General features: G+C 45.0%; 16 protein-coding genes. 8 read left to right on the top strand and 8 right to left on the bottom strand.

Annotated features, from left to right (window positions below; translation table 11 throughout):
- Window positions 1–12 precede the first annotated feature (12 nt).
- From AAAA78_RS04990 to AAAA78_RS04980, 3 genes are read left to right on the top strand one after another with little or no spacing between them, the layout of a single operon-like run.
- A complete protein-coding gene (locus AAAA78_RS04990) occupies window positions 13–816 on the top strand; it encodes a hypothetical protein (RefSeq protein WP_340590669.1) in 804 nt (267 codons plus the stop codon).
- A 37-nt stretch (window positions 817–853) separates the two neighbouring features.
- A complete protein-coding gene (locus AAAA78_RS04985; protein ID WP_340590668.1) occupies window positions 854–1654 on the top strand; it encodes a hypothetical protein in 801 nt (266 codons plus the stop codon).
- Between the two features lie 6 nt (window positions 1655–1660).
- Window positions 1661–2620, top strand: coding sequence for a hypothetical protein (locus AAAA78_RS04980; protein WP_340590666.1), 960 nt, complete (start codon window positions 1661–1663; stop codon window positions 2618–2620).
- A 54-nt stretch (window positions 2621–2674) separates the two neighbouring features.
- Here the strand turns inward: AAAA78_RS04980 and AAAA78_RS04975 are convergent, their stop codons facing one another.
- The 5 genes from AAAA78_RS04975 to AAAA78_RS04955 all read right to left on the bottom strand — a co-directional run bounded on the left by AAAA78_RS04975 (window position 2675) and on the right by AAAA78_RS04955 (window position 7190).
- Window positions 2675–2863, bottom strand: coding sequence for a hypothetical protein (locus AAAA78_RS04975; protein ID WP_295903004.1), 189 nt, complete (start codon window positions 2861–2863; stop codon window positions 2675–2677).
- 93 nt (window positions 2864–2956) lie between these two features.
- Complete coding sequence (locus AAAA78_RS04970; RefSeq protein WP_340590665.1) at window positions 2957–3691, bottom strand: rhomboid family intramembrane serine protease; 735 nt, start codon at window positions 3689–3691, stop codon at window positions 2957–2959.
- 8 nt (window positions 3692–3699) lie between these two features.
- Window positions 3700–4299: an HIT family protein gene (locus AAAA78_RS04965; RefSeq protein ID WP_340590664.1), complete on the bottom strand. Its 600-nt coding sequence runs from the start codon at window positions 4297–4299 to the stop codon at window positions 3700–3702.
- A gap of 8 nt (window positions 4300–4307) precedes the next feature.
- Window positions 4308–5276, bottom strand: a complete 969-nt coding sequence (gene sppA / locus AAAA78_RS04960; protein ID WP_340590663.1) for a signal peptide peptidase SppA — start codon at window positions 5274–5276, stop codon at window positions 4308–4310.
- A 114-nt stretch (window positions 5277–5390) separates the two neighbouring features.
- On the bottom strand, window positions 5391–7190 hold the full coding sequence (locus tag AAAA78_RS04955) for a 30S ribosomal protein S1 (RefSeq protein ID WP_295903012.1): 1800 nt from the start codon (window positions 7188–7190) through the stop codon (window positions 5391–5393).
- A gap of 237 nt (window positions 7191–7427) precedes the next feature.
- On the opposite strand from AAAA78_RS04955, the gene AAAA78_RS04950 reads away from it, so the two are divergent.
- The 3 genes from AAAA78_RS04950 to AAAA78_RS04940 all read left to right on the top strand — a co-directional run bounded on the left by AAAA78_RS04950 (window position 7428) and on the right by AAAA78_RS04940 (window position 10081).
- The gene (locus AAAA78_RS04950) at window positions 7428–8765 is read left to right on the top strand and encodes a hypothetical protein (RefSeq protein ID WP_340590662.1); all 1338 of its coding nucleotides are present in this window, start codon (window positions 7428–7430) and stop codon (window positions 8763–8765) included.
- 28 nt (window positions 8766–8793) lie between these two features.
- Entirely contained in the window at window positions 8794–9297 is a 504-nt protein-coding gene (locus AAAA78_RS04945) for an OsmC family protein (RefSeq protein WP_340590661.1), read from the top strand.
- A 109-nt stretch (window positions 9298–9406) separates the two neighbouring features.
- On the top strand, window positions 9407–10081 hold the full coding sequence (locus tag AAAA78_RS04940; protein ID WP_340590660.1) for a substrate-binding periplasmic protein: 675 nt from the start codon (window positions 9407–9409) through the stop codon (window positions 10079–10081).
- A gap of 4 nt (window positions 10082–10085) precedes the next feature.
- Here the strand turns inward: AAAA78_RS04940 and AAAA78_RS04935 are convergent, their stop codons facing one another.
- From AAAA78_RS04935 to hisC, 3 genes are all read right to left on the bottom strand, one after another.
- Window positions 10086–11321 (bottom strand): DEAD/DEAH box helicase, encoded by a 1236-nt coding sequence (locus AAAA78_RS04935; RefSeq protein WP_340590659.1) that lies wholly within the window; start codon window positions 11319–11321, stop codon window positions 10086–10088.
- Between the two features lie 25 nt (window positions 11322–11346).
- A complete protein-coding gene (cmk, locus tag AAAA78_RS04930) occupies window positions 11347–12000 on the bottom strand; it encodes a (d)CMP kinase (RefSeq protein WP_340590658.1) in 654 nt (217 codons plus the stop codon).
- Between the two features lie 65 nt (window positions 12001–12065).
- Window positions 12066–13187, bottom strand: a complete 1122-nt coding sequence (gene hisC / locus AAAA78_RS04925) for a histidinol-phosphate transaminase (RefSeq protein ID WP_340590657.1) — start codon at window positions 13185–13187, stop codon at window positions 12066–12068.
- A gap of 95 nt (window positions 13188–13282) precedes the next feature.
- On the opposite strand from hisC, the gene AAAA78_RS04920 reads away from it, so the two are divergent.
- Together AAAA78_RS04920 and AAAA78_RS04915 are read left to right on the top strand one after the other, a co-directional pair.
- Window positions 13283–14644, top strand: coding sequence for a hydantoinase/oxoprolinase N-terminal domain-containing protein (locus AAAA78_RS04920; protein ID WP_340590656.1), 1362 nt, complete (start codon window positions 13283–13285; stop codon window positions 14642–14644).
- Entirely contained in the window at window positions 14641–16041 is a 1401-nt protein-coding gene (locus tag AAAA78_RS04915) for a hydantoinase B/oxoprolinase family protein (protein ID WP_340590655.1), read from the top strand. The genes AAAA78_RS04920 and AAAA78_RS04915 overlap by 4 nt, the downstream gene beginning before the upstream one ends.
- Window positions 16042–16070: the final 29 nt, after the last annotated feature.

Genomic DNA, 16070 nt, shown 5'->3' with positions numbered 1-16070 from the left:
AAGGAGAGACCTATGTCGTCTAAAATTCTATCGCTCACTCTTGCTGGCGTGATGGGCCTGCAAAGTGTCGCTTTTGCGCAAACGGATCGCACGGCCGGCATCGGTGCTGAACAAATCCGTACAGCTAAAGAAAACATTCGCTCCGTCAAAGTAGAGCTGTTGGCTTTAGATCAAGCGTTGATCGCGGCTAAAGAAAACATCGAAAAACGTGATCGCACAACATCGCCATTTAATTCAACGACGATTGCTGGTGCCGCTATCGGTTTAGGACTCTCTGTCTACGCCACATTTTCCCTACGTTCTCGTGGCGGAGAAATGGGTGCCATTCTAGGAAGCTTGGCTGCTATGACGGGCCTTGTGATGTCTGGCGTGTCTGCTGGTTCAAGTGCTTTGGATCAAGCGACAAGACAAAAGGTGGACGTCAAAGACATTAACGACAAACTGACTAAAGCCGAAAATGAAGTGCAAGCAGCTCTTGCTTCAACAACCGATAAATCTTCAACTGCCCTCTTAAAACAGCTCGAAGGAAATCTTCAATCCATCCGCACAACACTTGCGGGCTATGAAGAAAAAGATTCCTCTATTGGTAAAAACAAATTGATTTCACAAATCGCTCAAGCCACCGGAGCGGCTATCACAGTATATGGAATGGCTCGCAGTGAATCCCGTGCTCTCGTGATCGGCCCTTTGGTCATGAGCGCCGGAAATCTCGGACAGATCGTAGGAAACTTTTCTGATTCCGAAGCCGAGCAAGTTATCAAAGAAATCGAAAGCACTCGCCGTGCTCTGATTTCTGCAGCCGTCACTCTTGAATAATTAATAAAAAACAAATGATTTAAAAGGAGAAAAACCCATGTCATCGAAAATTTTATGTCTGACTCTTGCTGGTATGATCAGCATGCAAAGTGGAGCCTTCGCTCAAGACCGCACAGCCGGTATTGGTGAAGAGCAAATCAAAACTGCTAAAGAAAATGTTCAGTCTTTGAAGGCAGAACTTCTTTCTTTGGATCAAGCTCTTGTGGCGACAAAGACAGCTATTGAAAAACGTGATTCTAAAGGAAGCATCTTAAGTGGTTCCGCTGTCGCAGGTGCGGCTGTGGGCTTGGGACTTTCTGTCTATGCCACATTCAAATTCCGCGCACGTGGCGGCAGTGGTGATGGAATTTTAGGACTTCTTGCTGGTGCGGCAAGTGTTCTTATGTCTGCAGGCTCTGTAGGTTTAAGTGTTGCCGGACAAGCTGTGAAACCGGAAGCTGATGTGACTAAATTAAACGAACAGTTGACGAAGGCCGAGCAAGAAGTGAAAGAGGCTTTAAGCCAGACGACAGACAAATCTTCTGCCGCTCTTCTTAAAAATCTTGAAGTATCTTTGCAAGGCGCTCGCAAAACTTTGAATGAGTACTCTGAAAACGAAAGTTCTACTTCAAAAAATAAATTGATTGCACAAATCGCTCAAGCAGCGGGCGCCGCGATCACAGTTTACGGCGTGACTCAAAAAGAATCGAGAGCAACATTGATCGGTCCTTTGGTGATGAGCGCTGGTAACATCGGACAAATCATCAGCGGTCTTTCTGACTCTGAAGCAGAGTTGGTTGTGAAAGAAATCGAAAACACTCGTCAAGCTCTGCGCTCTTCGGCGATGGCTCTTGAGTAAGAATTCATGAAACTGATGATTCGTTTACTTGGCATTTTAATTCTTTTTTCCCTGAGCGGTCCTCTGGCCGCTCAGGCTCGTGCGCCACGTTGCGAATCTGTATTCCTTCCCACCGTTCTTGAAGTCATCCAACAACTGGATGCTAAAAACAATGACTTCATCCTTCAAGGACACTCTATTGAAGACATCGGCAAAGACTTTTCATGGTTGCGCCGACGTAAACTTCGTAAATTAATCAACGACACGGACTTACAAACTTTCGTTTCAGACAAAGCCGTTGAGCGCTACGCCATTGAATTGGGTACTGTTTTATTCGGTAAAAAAGAAGCCGTGGATCGCTGGATTCGCCAAGACAAAGAGACGCGTCTTGAAGATTCCACTGTGATGTTAATTAAAGAAAAACTTTTGCAAGACGGTCTTATTAGAACCTGGGGTGAAATTAATGATCCTAGGGATGCTGGGATTTTCCGCAGAAGCCTGGATAAAATTTGGGCTATTCAACATAGTCGCATTTTAGAATGGATGCGCATCCCAATGGTTTTACCTGGAGTTAAAAACCAAGAAGTGCCGCCGGACTTGATGTTCAAAATTATCCGTGACGGATTCAAAGAACACGCAGAAGAAGCGCGAATTGCATTGAAATCTCAATCTAAAATTGAAGCCTACAACACATTTAGAAGAGTCTATAGCGCGACCTTCTTGGGAATCGTTTTGGTTTTTAACGCGCACACGGGCTATCACAAACTTCAGGATTATCACAAACAACAAGTCACTGAGGTCGTCACACAACTTCAAGAGACCCGCAAAAACGTAGAGTCCGCCATTCCAAAAATCAAACAAGAACAATTCGAAGAAGCCTATCGTGGAGCCGAAGCGGACTTCATTAAAAAATGGGGCGAGCCTCCTACTGAGGCGGAAAGCCAAATCATCAAAGCCAGAATCGCTGAAGCTTTAAATATAAAATAAAAAGCCCCTTCGTTTTGCGAAGAGGCTTTCGAAATTCTAAATTTCAAAAAAATACTAATGAGATTCTTCAGTCGAAGAAGAATTCTTACCGTCGATAGTGAATTTCTCTACGTTGTGAGAAAGATCTGGAAGAGACTCAAGGTGCTTTTGCAATTCTTCTTTAGACATTTCACCTACGTTGACGTTTCTTTCAGTCATACGCTTATCGAACTTCAAATTTTTATTAGCTTGTGCCAAAGACATTATAAACTCCCTGTTTCTATCGAGACCCTTTTATAGCGTAGATTGAAGGCAGAGTCCAGCCCCCTAAAAAAAGGTACCAGGTACCTTTTTCCACTAGTTCCAGTATTTTGGTGGTTTGTCGCTCTTTTCGTTATCAACGACGAGGCGCAGGTTGCGGCCCTTGTTTTTGGACTTTTTCTTCCATTCGTTACGGTCAAACCAGCCCTTGAATTTAAGGCAGATATAGCCGGAAACAAGGCCCCCAAGATGGGCTAAGTAAGCAACCTCTCCTCCACTGACACTTGAAGTCATCATAGAGGCCAATTGCACCAAACCCATCAAAGCCACGAAATAGCGAGTCTTCATCGGGAAGAGCATAAAAAAGTAAACAATACGTTCACCAAAAAGAATCCCTTGAGCCAGCAAAAGCCCAAAGATAGCGCCTGACGCCCCGATGACCGGAACAATCAAACCTGTTTGCGAACTCGTCGCCAAAGCATAAGCCCACACGCCCAGGCAGTACAAAATCGCTGCACCAATGCCAGAAACAAAATAGTAAATGAGGAAGAATTTCGTGCCCCAACGCTGCTCAAGCTCTGCTCCAAAGAACCACAGCATCAGCATATTGAAAAGAATATGCGTCACCTGCAACGAGTGCAGGAACATGTACGTGAAGAGCTGCCAAATCTGGAAATCAAAAAGAACTTTGCCAGGATAAAGGCCAAAGATCGAAGAAAAAGGAACACGTAAAAAACCTTCCATGATTACTTGGAAGATAAACCAGATCGCCACATTGATAATCAGCAACCACTTCACTGCGGGAGTCAGCGGTGCTGTTTGAAAGGTCATGCCTCTGTTCATTTTTTTAAAATACTCCAAAGCTTCTCATAGGTCTGCTCCAGACTTTCAACCAAGACTTTGGTCTCAGCAATGAGAGGGAAGAAATTAAGATCCCCGGCCCAACGTGGAATCAAATGATAGTGCAAGTGTTCTGGGATCCCCGCACCTGCAACCGCACCGTGGTTCAAACCCACATTGATTCCGCCGGGCTCATAAACTTCGTTCAAAGATTTCATCGTCAAGCGGATGGTGTCCTGCAAGTCGCGGAATTCTTCCTCAGAAAGTTTTAGAAGATCTCCGCAATGACGTTGTGGCAAAACCAAAACGTGCCCGCTGTTGTACGGAAACTTATTAAGCACCACCATTGAGTGCTTCGACTTATACACGCAAAGAGTTTCAAAAGAGACTTCTGCCTGCGCTGCCCGACAAAAAACACAGCCTTCAGGTTTGATCAGCTTACGCACGTACTTCATGCGGTCCGGGCGGAAAAGCACGTCGCGCTCTAACGGCCAAATGTCTTTTCCGATTTGCAGTTTTCCCGACGCAAAAGGCGCCTTTTTAGACGCCTTTCGTTTCGCAGCAGATTTTTTTGTTTTCTTTGCGACTTTTTTTGCCATGAATCAGGTTACTCCCAAGTTCCTGGCAAAATCATCATCGGTTGGTTCAAGAATTTGGATCTCAAAACAAACTTCATCGCACCCTCCACATCCGGTCCGAAAGCTTTGCCTTTTAGAACATCAGCGTATTCAGCCATGCTGTTCACGTCGTCTTCACGGTCACTGTCACCCAGATCAAAAATGCTCACACGTTTTTTAGGAATTTCAAACACGTCATAGTTGTCGCCCAGTTTCGCCGTTTCCGCTGCCAACTTCACAGCGTCTTCATAGAAACCTTCTTTATCCGCAAAACCCAGCTTCACCGCTGTTGCACCCGTGAACACACGACCGTCAGCATATTCAGAAACTAATTCCTCTTTCAAATTACGTTCTTTTGCTACCGTGCCTTTGAACTGCGCATACACTTCGTCGATCATGTTTTGGAAAAGAGCTCTTTCATCTTCGCGCATCGCTCTGTACTCAGCGCCGGAATCTTTAAACTTTCCAGAGGTGATCGAGTACCGAGAGATCTTCGCCCAATCATAAAGCTTTTCGATATTCGCAAACTCCATGATCACACCAATAGAGCCCACAAGCGAGCCTGGTGCAACGACGATTTTGTCACAGGCAACTGCTGAGTAATAAGCGCCACTCGCCATCACTCCAGTAGAAACACAGATCACCGGTTTTTTAAGTTCTTCACGAACGCGTTTGATTTCTGTGTAAATTTCTTGAGAAGGACCCACCGCTCCGCCTGGAGAGTTGATCGTGATAAGGATCGCTTTCACCTTATCTTCATCTTTGTATTTTTTGAGATTTTTAAGGAACTTCTTCCCGTTGAGGATCACACCGTTCATATCCAAATGAAGGATGGTGTTTTTCGCTGTGACTTTCTTTTCTGATTCACCGAAGAAATCTCCGCTCATTTTGAGCAAAGCCCCGATACCGACAAAAACGAGAAAAATGATAACAAGTTTTTTAAAGAAACTGCCTTGCATACGCGTGCTCCTGCAAATAAAAAAGGGACCCCACTAGGGTCCCTCTTTAAGACTTTACAGTCAACGGCACGAAGTCCAGTTCAGGTGCTTTGCGGCGACCTGAATCTGACTTAATTACTGCTTACCGTCTGTCTTTACGTTCTTCAATTGATCTGCGAACAAGTCACCGAAAGTGGACTTAGAAGTTGCAGTCGCTTTTTTAACGTAATCGTCAACATCAGCTTTTGCTTCACGAAGTTTAACAAGTTTAGAAGACAAGCCGATCTTACGAGCGTCTTTGTCGATAGAGATCACTTCAGCTTTGATCGTTTGACCTGGCTTAATGAAATCTTCTACAGAGTTGATTTTCTCAGTTGTTAGCTCAGAAATATGGATCAAACCTTCGATATCAGACTCAAGCTCAACGAAAGCACCAAAATCAGCTGTTTTAGTTACTTTAACGTCGTGTTGTGTACCGATAGCGTATTTAGATTCGATGTTTGCCCAAGGATCAGATTCAAGTTGTTTGATACCCAAAGAGAATCTTTCGTTCTCGATATCAACACCTAGAACAACCGCGCGTACTTTTTGACCTTTAGTGAACATTTCACTTGGGTGATTTACGCGTTTAGTCCAAGAGAAGTCAGAAATGTGAACTAGACCGTCAATACCTTCTTCGATGCCGATGAAGATACCGAAGTCAGTAACAGACTTCACTTCGCCTTCAATGATTGTTCCTGGAGGATAAGATTCTTTCATCTCAACCCAAGGATTTGCTTGAAGCTGTTTCATACCCAAGCTGATGCGGCGGTTTTCAGTGTCTACTTCAAGAACTACCACTTCAACTTCATCGCCTACGTTAACGATTTGAGAAGGGTGCTTCACACGTTTTGTCCAAGACATTTCAGAAACGTGGATCAAACCTTCGATACCTTCGCCAAGTTCAACGAATGCACCGTATTCAGCCAAAGATACAACCTTACCTTTAAGCTTAGTGCCTGGAGGGTAAGAAGCCTTCACAGATTCCCAAGGATCTGCATGAAGCTGTTTCATACCCAAAGATACGCGTTCTTTTTCTTTATCATACTTAAGAACTTTAACTTGGATTTCGTCGCCAACATTCAACATTTCTGAAGGATGTTTTACGCGGCCCCAAGACATATCTGTGATGTGCAACAATCCGTCCATGCCACCAAGATCGATGAACGCACCGTAGTCAGTGATGTTTTTAACAACACCAGTAACAACTGAACCTTCAGCCATAGTGTCAAGAGTTTGTGAACGGAGACTGTCACGTTCTTCTTCAAGAAGAGCGCGGCGAGAAAGAACGATGTTGCCACGTTTCTTATTGAACTTAATAACTTTGAATTTAAATTTCTTACCAAGGTAAACGTCCATGTTGCGAACAGGGCGTAGATCGATTTGAGATCCAGGCAAGAATGCTTTAACGCCGATATCAACGCTCAAGCCGCCTTTAACTTTAGCAACAACAGTACCTTCGATAACTTCTTCGTTCTCAGCTGCTTTAGAGATATCAGTCCATGCACGAAGCATGTCAGCTTTGTCTTTAGAAAGAACGATCATACCGTTTTCGTTTTCGATACGGTCGATAAGAACTTCTACTTTGTCTCCAGCTTTCACTTCACGAACGCCGTCAACAATACGGAATTCATTGATCGCGATCAAACCTTCAGACTTGTAGTTGATGTCTACTAGAACATAGTCAGATTGAACTTCTACTACAGTACCAGTAACAACGTCGCCGACTTTGAAGTCTTGCTCTTTCATTGACGCTTCAAAAAGGTTTTCGAAATCACCTTTTTCAGATTTTGATGTCAATAGACCTGGATTTGCTGGAACCTTTGCGTCTTCCGCATCCAAGAAAGCTAGAACTTTCTGTTTCTCCAACTCGGCTTTGTTTAATTGTTTCGTCATATAGTTTTTTTAAAACCTCCCACGTAGTAAGTCCTCACTGGAACCTACCCGTTACCTTTCTTCACCTCTTTGGGCGAAACACTGGTTTAGCGACCTAAGGGGGCGGAAGTCAAAGGTTTTACGCGCTCCACCAAGGTTTTCGTGGTCCTGCATTATGTACTCTTGCAGAGCAGGAATGTTGGGCCTGACAAGCGTCTGTCATCTCGAACATATTTGAGCTGAGCACAAGGAGGACGTATGCGGGGGGCGTGGAGTTTTCTTGGGATCCTTTTCGGAGGACTGCTTTGGTTTACTCCAAAGACAGCATCGGCGCTGCCGACACCCCGGTATGATCGGGAAATTCGTTCGGCCCTCTCATTTATCGAACATTATCAAGTCGGTTTAGACGAAGGTTACGAACCGGGGCAATGGCGTGCGCGCGTGACTTCGTATGTGCCAAGCGCGATCGGAGTTGGAAAATTTGGCGTGCCCTTCGAAGAACCTTCAGCCTTTGTCGCTAGCTCCATCGCAAATATCTTAGCAGAAATTTATTCGCACGATTCCCGCTATTCACAAATTCCCGTGATGCTCGAAGAAACACAAAGAGGTCTTGAGAAATATCGTTGGGGAAATTTATTTAACTTTTATCCTCCTTACACATTTCGTGGAATGAAAGTGCGCGGACCTCGTTACATGTATCTCGCAAGACAATGGAAAGGTTTTGCGAATATTCCACCGGATGCCGACACGACTTCGGTCACTTACACTTTCCTGCACTACATGCAAAGTTTTCGGCGGGGTCTTTTGCCGACAGAATGGAAGAGTGTTTTACCTTCACAAGTGATCGATGCGATTTCTACCTATCGTGATTTTGATCGAAAGCCGCATGTCTATAACGCGGCTCAAGGACATATTCGTACGGGAGCCTTTATGACGTGGCTTTTTGATGAACACGATCCGGATATGCCACGAAATTATTTTGCAGCTCCTGATAAAGGAACGCGCATCCCGTTTAATGTGAATGACGTCGACTGTGTCGTGAACGCAAATATTTTAAGGATGTTGACCTACGCTGGAAAAACATCGGGTCCCGGTTATCAAGCGAGCTGCGCGCACATCAATCGCGTTGTGCGCAATAAGCAGTTTTATTTTTGCGGGATGTACTATCCCAGTTATTACGCTCTTCCCTACACCATTGCTTCGAATGTTGAAGCCGGAACCACGTGCCTAGATCCTGCGCGCGAGCGGACTTTGAATTTTATTATCGCCAAACAACATCGTGATGGTTCGTGGCGAAATAGTTTTTTAGCACGTCCCGACTATGTTCAATCCACCGCTTGGGCGCTTAATGCTTTGTTGATTTTAGGTGATCCTAAAAATGAACTTCACCGCGAGCGCGTACGCCGAGGTTTGGATTTTCTTTTATCCCAAGCGCAAAGAGATTCCGACGGTCGCCTTTTCTGGTCAGGACAAGTTTTCTATGCTGCGACTTTTATTGCACGCTTCCCCGTGGTTTGGAGATCCACTGCCTACACGACAGCTCTTGCGATCAAAGCACTGCTGCTTGCGGATCGGTGGTACGCCGTACCTTATTGAATTGCACCGTACAAAGGAAAGGATTGTTATGGAACTCGAAAAACTACGTGAACTGCAACGCCCTCTGAAAACTCGCTATCAAGCCGACAAGGAGGCAAGCCTCGTGAGTTTTCATACGTCAGGAACCCTGGGCGAAGATATCTCTTGTCGCATCGACACCGGCATTGCGCAGGTCACTGCAGGTTTACATCCTGCTGCGGGAGGAGACGGGACTCTGGCCTGTTCTGGAGACATGCTGATGGAAGCCTTAGTCGCTTGCGCAGGAGTGACACTAAATGCGGTGGCTACGAATATGGGAATTCAGCTTCAATACACGAAAATTTTTGCAGAAGGTGATATGGATTTTCGCGGTACTTTGGGAGTTGATAAGAATGTGCCCGTCGGAATTACGAAAATCCGACTGCGCTTTGATATCCAAGACGATATTCCGGAAGAGAAAAAGTTGAGATTGATTGAGCTAACGGAGCGGTATTGTGTGATCTATCAGACTCTGGTTCATCCACCGCAAATCGAGACATCCGGTATCTCTTAGAGCTGTCTTTGTAGAATAAAACACTTCTTTGTTAACATTTATTGCATTTTGGTTTGTTTCCAAAAAGCCGTTTGCAAAACGCAGTAGCTCCTTATTTAATAATTGTTCAATGGCAGTTGTTTTATTTTTATTTTTGCTGATTCCCCTCTTTGCAACGGCGCAAACTCTGCAGGTGGGACTTTCCGATGTCGGGCCCTTTGCTTATGAAGAAAAGGGACAGCTTAAAGGTATCAACTACGATATTTTGTCTCAGCTCGCGAAAGAGGCCGGGTTGATCTTCGAATACAATCTTTATCCGCATGCCCGCCTGGTAAACGCCATGGAGACTTCAAATCCGGATCTGGCGATCTTTTTCTCAGTCTCATGCATGAAGTATGAAAAGCACTACGAGATCCAAGACAAACTCTATGAAGCCTCACCTCGTATTTACCTTAAGGCCTCTGTGGATTTGAAACAAAAGAATGTGCGAATTGGTCGACTGCGCGGAACATGCACGGAGCTGATCGATCAATATGTGAAGCCAGATAGACTCACGGAAGTCACCAGCATGGATCAAGCCATTGAGATGTTAAAATCAAATCGTCTTCAGGGAGTTTGTGCCTTGCCGTCAGTTTTTAATTTTGCCAAAGACAAAGCCCACTACGAAGAAAAGCTCGTGACCTCTTTAAAAAATGAAAAACCACTCGAAGCGGTCCTCTGTCGCAAAAAAAGTTTGCCAGAAGAGACAAAAAGAAAATTAGAAGCCGCCGCGAAGAAGCTTAAAAAAATACACCTGGAAGATTAAAAAACTATTTCTTCTTCTTACGTTTTTTAGCTTGAATCAGCTTCTCTTCACTTTCAATCAACTCTTGAAGACTCATGCCTTCTTCTGGTTGTGATGAGATGATTTCGTAGTCGACTTTGCTGACTTTGATCACTTCGATTTTTTTAGTCAAAAGTTCTTCAATGCCCTGCAAAAGAGGTTTTTCTTCTTGGCTGCAGAAAGAAACCGCAATGCCCTTGTTAAAACCACGGCCTGTGCGACCAATACGGTGGACATAGTTTTCTGGCTTTTCAGGAAGATCGTAATTAATCACGTGAGTCACGTCGGGAATATCAATACCGCGAGCACTTAAGTCAGTGGCGATCAAAACTTTGCATTCGCCTGTGCGGAAAGCTTTCATCACTTCGGCGCGATTGGTTTGATCTTTTTCACCATGAATCGTGAGCGTTGGAATTTCTGCACGCTCCATCGCTTTTGCCACACGCTCAGCACGCACACGAGTGCGCACAAACACGATAAACTTTCCGTCAGGATTTTGACGTAAGTATTCAGCTAAGAAGAAACGTTTGTCGTCCATTTCAATAAACATCACAAAATGCGATACGTTTTTTGAAACCGGATCTTCCGGAGAAATTTGAATACGGATGGCATTGCTACGAACTTGCGAGAACGCGAGTTTTTTGATTTGCGGATTGATCGTGGCCGAAAAGAACAACGTCTGATGACGACGAGTCAGTTTGCGTTTGATGGATTCAATATCTTCAATAAAGCCCAAGTCCAACATGTGATCGGCTTCATCAAGAACCAGCGTCTCGATGTGATTGATGTTGATGTGCCCCTGGCTGATCAAATCAAACATACGTCCCGGAGTCGCAATCAAAATATCAATACCGTCTTGAAGCTTTTTAATTTGCGCGTCTTGCTCTACCCCACCATACAGAGCAAAAGGTTTTGCCTTCGTGTGCTTAGAGAGTTTGTTAAAGACTTCGCCAATCTGTTGCGCGAGCTCACGTGTTGGCACCATCACAAGACATTTAATACCGACAGCGCGCTTGCTGCTTTTATTGCTGTGAATTAGATTGATGATAGGAATCGCGAAAGCCGCCGTTTTACCTGTGCCCGTTTGAGCAATGGCTAAAACATCCTCGCCTTTGAGAATTGAAGGGATCGCTTTGTACTGAATGTCTGTCGTGCGAAAGAAACCATTGTCATTGAGATTGCGCAATAGGTCTTCCGACAAGTGAAACTTCTCAAACTTCAAGGAAAACCTCTTACGTTAGATGAAACTAAATTTTGCCTTTAACGTAGTCGACAACTTTATCAACCACTTGGTCTAAATTCAGCTCCGTTGTATCGACGATCAAAGCGTCGTCAGGCACTGCCATCGGAGCCACTTTGCGAGTAGAATCTTGCAAATCGCGCTGTTGTTGCGCTTTCACCATATCACCTTGATCAAGGCCCAACTCCGCAGCACGACGAGCGGCGCGGTGTTCAGAGTTTGCCGTGAGATAAACTTTCGCTTCCGCTTTCGGAAAAACAACAGTTCCGCAGTCGCGGCCTTCAGCAACCAAGCCTTGCGGACCGTTGCTGCAGTTTCTTTGCGCATCCAAAAGAGCTTTACGAACTTCAGGATAATGGCTCACTTTGCTGGCGAAATTTCCCACGTCTTCGTGAGCGATCAAATCTGTGACATCTTGGTTTTGAAAATAAACCGTTGTGCGAGCATCTTGCATGCTCACCTTCCAAACTGGATTGTGAGTCAATTCAGACAATGCTTTCACGTCATCAAGGTCAATACCCAATTGAATAGCAGCGAATGCCAAACCACGATAGAAGGCACCTGTAGAAACCCAGTTCCAGCCCAAACGACGAGCTAGCTCTCTACTCACAGAAGATTTCCCAGAGGCCGCAGGGCCATCAATCGTAATAACCATTCCCATAATTCTCCAATAACTCAGTCCAGTCTCCGCGCCTCTGGCGCTCCGACATCCTCGGCATCCGCCGATTAAGATACCACAGGTATCTCTTTGAGCACGTCAGCCAAGGCTTTCATCGCGGCTTGATTTTCATGCTCGAGCCCTACACTCAAACGCAAATGCGTTTTGAAACCGTAGTTTAACAAAGGTCTCATAATAATCCCGCGGCGTAACAAGGCTTCATTCACCTTGGCGGCGTCACGGAGGGTGTCAAACATGACAAAATTCCCTTGAGATGGAATGTAAGGCAGGCCTAATTCTTCTAACTTCTTATAGAAGTAATCAAGCCCTTTCCAACAGGTCTGCTGCGAACGCTCAATAAATTCTTTATCTTGCAGAGCCGCATTTGCAGCGACTTGCGCTAAATCGTTGACATTAAAAGGTTTGCGCACCCGGTTAAACACTTCAACAACCTCAGGAGGCGCAATCATAGCGCCCAAGCGGAAACCCGCAAGGCCATAGATTTTAGAGAAAGTGCGAAGAACGATCAGATTTTTATATTTCGTGATGTATTTTTGTGCAGAAGCGTAAGCCGGATCGCGCACGAATTCATTGTAAGCTTCATCAAAAATCACCATCACATCGTCGCGATTTCCCAATTTTTCAAGGAAGGCTTCGACCTCCGCTTTAGGAGCAAAAGTTCCCGTGGGATTGTTCGGATTAGATACGAAGACCAGACGAATTTTCTTTTCCGGATGAGCCAAGAAATAATCCGCAATCGCAGGCAAATCAAAACGATAGCCTTCTTTCATCGGAATTTTATGGATCACGGCGCGGTTCGCAGGAGCACTCACTTCATAGGCGTTGAAAGCCGCCACAGACGTCAAAACGCCGTCGCCAGGCTCGCAATAAATGCGTGTCAACAAATCAATCAACTCATCACTGCCGTTACCAATAGCAAGTTGTTTTGTCGGGAAGCCCCATTCCTTCGACAGAGTTTGTAAGAGTTCATAGTGCGAAGGATCTGGATATAGATGCTGATGATCCAAAGCTTGCTTCACCGCCGCCATCGCTTTCGGGCTAGGACCTAAAGGATTTTCATTACTTGCGAGTTTGTAGACGGTCGTTAATCCGTACTCGCGCTGAGTTTCAGAAATCGGTTTGCCAGGTTTGTAGGGAACCAGGTTCAGAATTTCGGGAGAAATCTTCACTTTAGAATCCTTTTCTTAGAGAGATTATTTTGTTATACCTGTTCGTCTAGCTTTAACATATTCCAGAGCAATTTCAATATAGAGAGCGTTTAAAAATGCAAAAGAGCTTCTTGTTGGGTGTGAGTGTCGGAGAATCTTTCGCCGAATACGCACTCGTGTCGGACTCCAAACCTGTTGCCCAAAAGAGAGTTTATCTCTCTCGCGAAAACCTTAAGCAGTCGCTTCAACAATTCGTGACAGAGAATGCGGATAACAAACCACAATCTGTCTTTGTCAGCCTGCGCTTGCCAAAAAAGCTCTTAGACTACAACCTCAGTGGAGCTGTGGCCCATATCACAACAGACGGTTTCGAACACTGGCTTGATGTCTGCGAAAAATCTGAAACGCTGACTAACAAAGACCTTCTTTTTTCAGTTCACGAGCGCGTGCTTGCCGACGGCAAAGTGGATGTGCCGTTGAAACTTGAAGATTTGGAAGCCATCGCTGCGAAATTACAGATGATGGATTGTAAAAAAGTTTGTTTGCATTTTTTGCACTCTTCCACAAATCCGGTTCATTTAAAACAAGCGCAAGAGTTTTTGAGCAACAAAGGCCTTGAAGTTTTTGTTCCTGAAAAAACCGACAATCCTCATGAGGTCACTCGTTGGAATAAGAACGCTTTAAACGCCACGATCTCCGGTGTTTTTTCTGAACGCAAAGAAGAGATTCTAAAAGCTCTTGAAGGTGTTGTTGCAGAAAAAGACATCCACTTCCTGACTTCTTCTGGAAAACTTTTTTCAGAAGATAAAAATCAACATATCGGAAGCTTGTTTTCCGCTTCGACAGCTTTAGGCCTTGAACTTGGCGCTAAAGACGGTGCTGATATTCTTTATTTGGGCCTTGAGAGTTTTCATTTAATTTCTGCGAACACTTGGAGTTCTTCATGGCAAAGTGCTTGGGGAACCGTGGAAGTTCCGCATTTGCAAAGTAAAGAGTTGGGAATCCAACCGACGTTGGGAATTGCACTAAACAGTTTCGGTCGTTTTGATTTTGCCTCTCACCAAGAAGGTTGGGAGCCGGGTCCTATGTTCTTAGGCCGAGGTCAAAAACCCAGTCTTTTGGATTTATGGGCTGAAAACGCGAAACTCGCGAAATTGCAAGGCCTTGAAGATCGTTTTTCAGCGCAAGGAATTCAGCGTTTTAAAAATTCTCTTTTTGCACTTTCTAAAATCAGCCAAACTCGTGACAGCGATTTAGGTCATTTGACGAAAGAGATGCAAAGCCTTTCTTTGCAAAGACTCGCAATGGAAGCTTATCTGCAACGCCAGACAAAAAAACTGATTGTCGCAGGTCCTTTGGCTTCGGTTTTTGCCAATGCTTTCAAAAAAGATCCTCACACCACAGTGCACGCTGAAGACTTTAGTGAGTCTCAAGCTGTTGCCTTGTGCGGCTTTAAAGCTTTGCAGGAGACTTTATGAGCTATCAAATTGAACTCTTTCATTCGCTTTTAAATGACTTCCTTCAAGGCGAATCTGCTTTGATGACGATTGAAGGTGACGTGCTTGCCGTACGTGGCGTACAAGCTGTGAGCTACGGCACACTGACCATGGCGGCAACAACAGCGACGAAGTACCTAAAACTTCAAGAGGGTGACATTGCTCTTTTGAATGATCCTTATAGTGGTGGCAGCCTTCTTAGTGACATGACTTTTGTGATGGCCGTTTCTGAAGATTTGATTTGGGTGAGTCGTCGCTCTTTGGATAAATCCGTCAAACTTGCAAAATCTGTCGAGGAAGAAGGTCTTCGTATTCCTCCGACACCTCTTCGTCAGAAAAATCAGCTCAATGAAATGATTTTATCAGCAATGCAAGCTCACCCCGCTTGCCCTGCTAATTTTGTGACCTGGTTGAAACACCAATGTGAAGATATGACTGTGAAAGCGAAAACGCTTCACGAGGCCATTGAATACACCGGCTTCACAATCACCGGCGAACTCATTGAGGAATACATTGATCTTTGCCGCAAATCTTCCGTGCAAAAAATCAGCGAGCGCGCTTCCGGTGAAACACGTGTCGACGTTGTTTTAGATAGCGGAGAACTTCTGCGTCTGAATATGGAAATCCACGATGGTAAAGTCTCTTTAGACTTTAGTGGAACAAGTGCCGCAAAAACTGTGTCTCTGACAGAGTCTGCAACTTATGGCGTGTGTTTTTATACTTTGAGCCGTTACTACGGGTTTGAACAATTGGCGAATTCAGGATCTTTTTCTGTTTTGCAAATCACGAAACCTGCAGGCTGCTGGCTGATTGGAAAATATCCAGCTCCTACTTACAAAGGCATGACTTGCGGAGCCGCAGCTTTGCAAACGGCGATGGAGTTGGCTCTTTCGCAAATTCATCAAAAAAGCGAAAAGGCCCTTTCGAGCAACTGTCCTTTGAATTTTGATTTGCTTCATCAAGATAAGCACATGCTTTTAACTTTGCCGGGAGGCGTGGGGGCTTCCGCTTCTCACGATGGCGAGTGCGCGCACTTGCAGTCTTTCTCAATCGAACAATTGGAAAGAGATTTCCCCGTAAAAGTTCAACGCGTGGATCTTCGTCACTCAACGGGCGGCAAAGGCAAACACAACGGCGGACGTGGTGTGATTTTGAAAATCGAAGCCCGTGAAGATATTCAGGCGGCTTGGGTGACGGATCTTACATTGCATCGTCCCCGTATTTCGAAAAACTGCTCTCACGGAGACCCTTGCGAAGTTTCTATTGAACACGAAGGAACTCACAAAGTTCTTCCCGTTTTAGGACAACAGAAGTTTTCTAAAGGGGACGTTGTAACTTTGTGCTCTGGCAGTGGCGGCGGGTACGGAAAAGAAGTCTAGAAAACTTTTCCGTCTCTTCTAAATAGTGC

The organism is Bdellovibrio sp. BCCA, assembly GCF_037996825.1.
Taxonomy (GTDB): Bacteria; Bdellovibrionota; Bdellovibrionia; order Bdellovibrionales; family Bdellovibrionaceae; genus Bdellovibrio.
The sequence above is the reverse complement of the archived record's forward strand: the minus strand, read 5'-3'. Positions and strand labels throughout refer to the sequence as shown.